Source organism: Kitasatospora sp. NPDC098663 (assembly GCF_044760075.1).
GTDB lineage: Bacteria > Actinomycetota > Actinomycetes > Streptomycetales > Streptomycetaceae > Kitasatospora.
The window spans coordinates 1-1,172 of sequence record NZ_JBIWAP010000145.1; the positions used below are offsets into that span (position 1 = coordinate 1).

Annotated in this window: 2 protein-coding genes; both read right to left on the minus strand. The window is 71.5% G+C overall.

The window, feature by feature from the left end; translation table 11 throughout:
• Positions 1–333 (minus strand): hypothetical protein (locus ACIQVZ_RS42510; RefSeq protein ID WP_402458578.1); only part of this gene is annotated, 333 nt, incomplete at its 3' end.
• Between the two features lie 81 nt (positions 334–414).
• Positions 415–1,172, minus strand: a 758-nt coding sequence (locus ACIQVZ_RS42515; RefSeq protein ID WP_402458580.1) for a glycoside hydrolase family 15 protein, incomplete at its 5' end; no start/stop codon positions are given.

Below are 1,172 nucleotides of genomic sequence, written 5' to 3' on the forward strand. Positions count from 1 at the left end.
CAGGTCCGTCAGGACCAGGCGCACTCCGGCCTCCTGCCCGTGCGCGCAGCGGCTGCTCGCGTACACCGGGCCCAGGGCGGCGGACGCCGCCAGGGCGAGCCGGTCGGCGACCGGTCCCGGGTCACGGTCGGTGGTCAGCGAGACGTCCAGGTCGGACCAGACGTCGAGGAGCCGGCCGCCCCGGGCGGCGGACCCGGTCACCTCCAGCGCGTGCACGGCGGGGTCGGCGTCCGCCAGTGCGCGAAGCACCGGCAGGGTCCGGTCCTGCCAGCCCACGGGGGGCAGGCCTGCGGCGCCCGGGCCGAACGGCCGGTCAGCGGGTTGTCGTGTCATGACGTCCTCCAGTGGCGGCGTGGCTGCGGTGTGCGGGCGCCGGGGCGGTGGCGGATGTCTCGCGGGCGGGCGCCTGGATCATCACGTTCCCTGGGCCGGTGTCGCGTTGAGGCTCGGCGTCTTCGGTATCGGCAGGCTCGGGGGCACGGAAACGTCGGCTGTAGGTTCCGCGCTGGACTGTCCAGTGGCACCGCTCTGACCGACAGATTCTACCGACGTTCCGCCGGGTGTGTCCGTTCCTTCGTACCGCCGACGTATCCATTTCCTGGGTTCGTGAGCTGCCGCAGCCCCGGAGAGAGCGGCTTCACCTGCGGGTTCGTGCGTCGGTACGGAGTTCTGCGCCGGTTGGACATCGGAAACGGAATCTGGACACGGGATTCGGGACCCCACATCGGCCCGCGCGGAGAACGCGGAGAACGTGGACAGGGCGCGGCAGGAGTCGGCGAGGGCCCACATGGAGAAGGCCTGGGGAAAGTTGCCGAGCTGGCGCCGTGTGAGGGGGTCGTATTCCTCGGCGAGCAGTCCGAGGTCGTTGCGCAGGGCGAGGAGGCGGTCCAGGAGCGCCCGGGCCTCACGGCCTTGGCCGATCGCGCCCAGGGCGTCGACGAGCCAGAACGAGCAGGCCAGGAAGGCACCTTCATGGCCGGTGAGTCCGTCCACGTTGGCGCGGCGGCCACCGGTCGGGTAACGGTGGACCAGCCCGTCGGGGGAGGCGAGTTCACGCTGGACGGCTTCGACCGTGCGGATGACGCGTTTGTCGTCGCCGGGCAGGAACCCCACGACGGGGATCAGCAGCAGGGACGCGTCGAGGTCGCGGCTCCCGTAGTACTGGGTGAACA